Below are 2,978 nucleotides of genomic sequence, written 5' to 3'. Positions count from 1 at the left end.
ACCGGGGCACGCGCAGTTCCACTGGGGAACGCCTCCACCCGCCGCTGTGCCCAGGGTGAGCAGCAGCACGGGGCCTTCTTCTAGAGGGCGTTGAGGGAGTAGGCGGTGACTTCCATGGCCGTGTCGACGACCGTGAAGTCCGGCGTGCTCCAGCTCGCGGGCGTGGTGGTGTCGGCCGGCTGGGTGGTGGCGTCGGTGGTGGACTCGAGCATGTCGGTGTTCCTTCCGGACGGGGTGAAGATGGCTGGTGCGGAGCCGCGAGCCGCCATGAGGGCGGTTGTTCGCGGGTCGTGCATCGGGCGGGGAGGCCCGCGCTGTCAGCGGTACGGATTGCCACGGAGATCACCGCGCAACCACTGGGTGGCTTCAACGATCCGCCAGGTGGGACTTTCCATACGCTAGACATGGTGTGCGGCAGTGGCAAGGGGTGGGACAGAGATGATCCGTTCCCTGCCGCCCGCACGGTCCGGGCAGGTCGGCGGAGCGGTGTGCCGTGCCGCTGACCTGCCCGGAGGTGCGCCTCGGGCTACTTGCAGAAGGGCTTCATTCCAGCGGCGGACTGGATGCCGCCGACGATCAGCTTCTGGAACTCGGTCGCGCCCGCGAAGGAGCCGTCGGTGGTGAACTCCTTGGCGTCGTGGCCCAGGGTGGTGACCCAGGAGCGGCCGCCGTCGTAGTACTGGCACCAGGCGACCGGGTGGTTGTCACCGTGGCCGGGGTGGTTGTAGTTGCCGGCCACGCCCTTGGCGAGCGTGCTCTCGTCCACCTTGGCAAGAACTCGCACCTTGGTCGGGGAGGGCACGAGGTTGTACCACTCGTCGCTGAAGTTCCAGCGGGCCGGGAGTTCCTTGGTGGAGACGTCCTTGCGCTCCACCGTCTGCACGGTGCCCGGCTGTGCGGCGCCGTGGTCGTAGAAGTTGGCGTTGCCCAACAGGCCCTCGTACCAGGGCCAGTTGTATTCGGTGCCGAAGGCGTTGTGGATGCCGACGAAGCCGCCGCCGCCCCGGATGTACTGGCGCAGGGAGGTCTGCGCGGAGTCGTCCAGCGCGTCCCGGCTGGTGGAGAAGAAGACGACCGCGTTGTACTTGAACAGGGTGTTCGGGGAGGCGAGTTGCGTGACGTCCTCGGTGTAGTCGACCTGGAAGCCGCCCGTCTCGCCCAGCTTGATCATGGCCTTCTGGACGACGTTGGCGTCGCTCAGCGGCGGGTTGAGGCCGGCCGCCAGGGCGGGCCCGAGGTTGGCGTGCCGGGGTCCTGCCGTGCGGGTGTAGAGCAGAATGCGGTAGCCCTTGGCCGGGTCGAAGTTGCCCCAGTCGTGGTAGCAGTCGCTGTCGAGGCCGCGGCAGACGCCGTAGTCCGGGTCGCCCAGTTCCTTCGCGCCGGTGCCGATCCGCCCGTGGGCGACGCTGAGGGTTCCGGTGGCGATGAGCGCGACCACCATGGCGACCATCAGCCCCAGGGTGGTGAGCACGGCCGTGCGAGTGCTCTGAGCTCGCGCCCGGAGCGTTCTTCCTGACATGGGTGTGTCCTCTTCTGTGTCGAGGGTGCGCCGAAACGGCACGCCGCCGCAGCGGGTGCCCAGGGGCCGGAAAGCGCAGGCGCCGGCCGTCAAGGTCGTGCGTGTTGAAAGAGGCTCCGCCACAGCGAGGCGCGTCGGCGCGCGCTGTCGGCCCGGGGCCAGGAAAGGAGACCCGCCCACAGGCGGGGCCGGCTCGGATCCGCGGGTCCGTCGCGGTTCGCGCGTCGCTCCCGGGCCGGACGGGGCCGGGCGGGCTGCGAGGCGCCCGAGCGGAGAGGTGGCGCGCGGTGAAGGGCGTGGAGCTAGGAGACGACGATCTTGCCGGTGCTCTGCGGGGAGACCGGGTCGTTGTAGAAGAACTCACCCGGGGTGTCGAAGGTGTACGTGTACGACTCGCCGGGCATGAGCAGCCCGGTGTCGAACTCGGCCTCGAAGAAGGCGACCGCGCCGTGAGCGGTCTTGTTGGAGGCGGGGTTGGTGAAGGTGACCGTGGTGCCCCGGGGGATGGCGAGGTGCTGAGGTGCCATGGCGTTCTGTGCCACCAGGCTTTCGGTGGCGCCGGGCGCGGCCTTGGCGTTGTCCCAGACGCGGCCGAGCGTGACGGTGTTGCCCGCCGTGGTGCCGCTGACCGCCGCGGTGCGGATCTGGTTGCGCTTCGACGGGGGTACGGGCGCGGTGGCCGGTCCGACCTTCCCGCCGATCTTGAACGCCCAGAGGTGGTCACCCTTGGGGATGTCCGGGTAGGGCAGTCCGTTTCCGCCGGCCAGCACCGCGACGTACTGCTCGCCGTCGACCTCGTACGTCATCGGGCTCGTGTTGACGCCCGCGCCGCACTGCCAGGTCCACAGCTCCTCGCCGTTCGCGTCGTCCAGGGCGGTGAGAACCCCGTCGGGACGCCCCTGGAAGAGAACGCCGCTCGCGGTCGAGAGGACGCCGTTGCCGTGGGCCAGCGACCAGTCGCCTTCCTGCCGCCAGGAGACGGTGTTGGTGCGCGGGTCGACCGCCACGACACCGCCGGCGAAGTACTCGCCGAGCGGGCGTGCGGTGTTGACCCGGCCGCCGTGGGTGTTGGAGTACGCGGAGTTGATCAGGCCGTAGCCCACGTAGACCAGCCCCGTGCGGTGGCTGAAGGACGGGGAGGACCAGTCCGCGCCGCCGCCCGCCCCCGGGTAGAGGATCGTCGGCCGGTCCCAGTGGACCTCGAAGAGTCCGCCGGTGGCGTAGAACGGAACCGGGCGGGTGGCCTTGTCGATGCGCGGCTCGGTCTCGACGAACGGCTCACCGCCGGGGAACGGCTGGGTGGGCGAGGTCTTCTGGGCCGCGTGCTGCGGCACCGGGCGCTCCTCCATCCCGTGGACCGGATCACCGGTCGCGCGGTCGAGGATGTAGTACATGCCGGTCTTGCTGCCGTAGACGACGACCCTGCGCTTGCGGCCCTTGATCTGGATGTCCGCGAGGA

The 2,978-nt window shown here is 69.8% G+C and carries 3 protein-coding genes; all 3 read right to left on the bottom strand.

Annotation, left to right across the window (positions count from 1 at the left end; all coding sequences use genetic code 11):
• Positions 1-80: 80 nt before the first annotated feature.
• On the bottom strand, positions 81-212 hold the full coding sequence (pqqA, locus tag ACFWEP_RS33645; RefSeq protein WP_387375947.1) for a pyrroloquinoline quinone precursor peptide PqqA: 132 nt from the start codon (positions 210-212) through the stop codon (positions 81-83).
• Between the two features lie 314 nt (positions 213-526).
• Positions 527-1,519 carry a ThuA domain-containing protein gene (locus ACFWEP_RS33640; protein ID WP_387375945.1) on the bottom strand — a complete coding sequence of 331 codons (993 nt, stop codon included), beginning with the start codon at positions 1,517-1,519 and terminating at the stop codon, positions 527-529.
• Positions 1,520-1,821: 302 nt separating this feature from the next.
• Positions 1,822-2,978: PQQ-binding-like beta-propeller repeat protein (locus ACFWEP_RS33635; RefSeq protein ID WP_387375943.1), on the bottom strand; the 1,157-nt coding region annotated here is incomplete at its 5' end.

It is taken from the genome of Streptomyces sp. NPDC060198, assembly GCF_042728415.1.
Classification (GTDB): Bacteria; Actinomycetota; Actinomycetes; order Streptomycetales; family Streptomycetaceae; genus Streptomyces.
This window is presented reverse-complemented; position numbering and strand designations above follow the sequence as displayed.

Excerpts from the sequence above, each read along its gene's own strand:
- ACFWEP_RS33640 (WP_387375945.1), bottom strand. The coding sequence starts at position 1,519 with ATGTCAGGAAGAACGCTCCGGGCGCGAGCTCAGAGCACTCGCACGGCC.
- pqqA (WP_387375947.1), bottom strand. The coding sequence starts at position 212 with ATGCTCGAGTCCACCACCGACGCCACCACCCAGCCGGCCGACACCACC.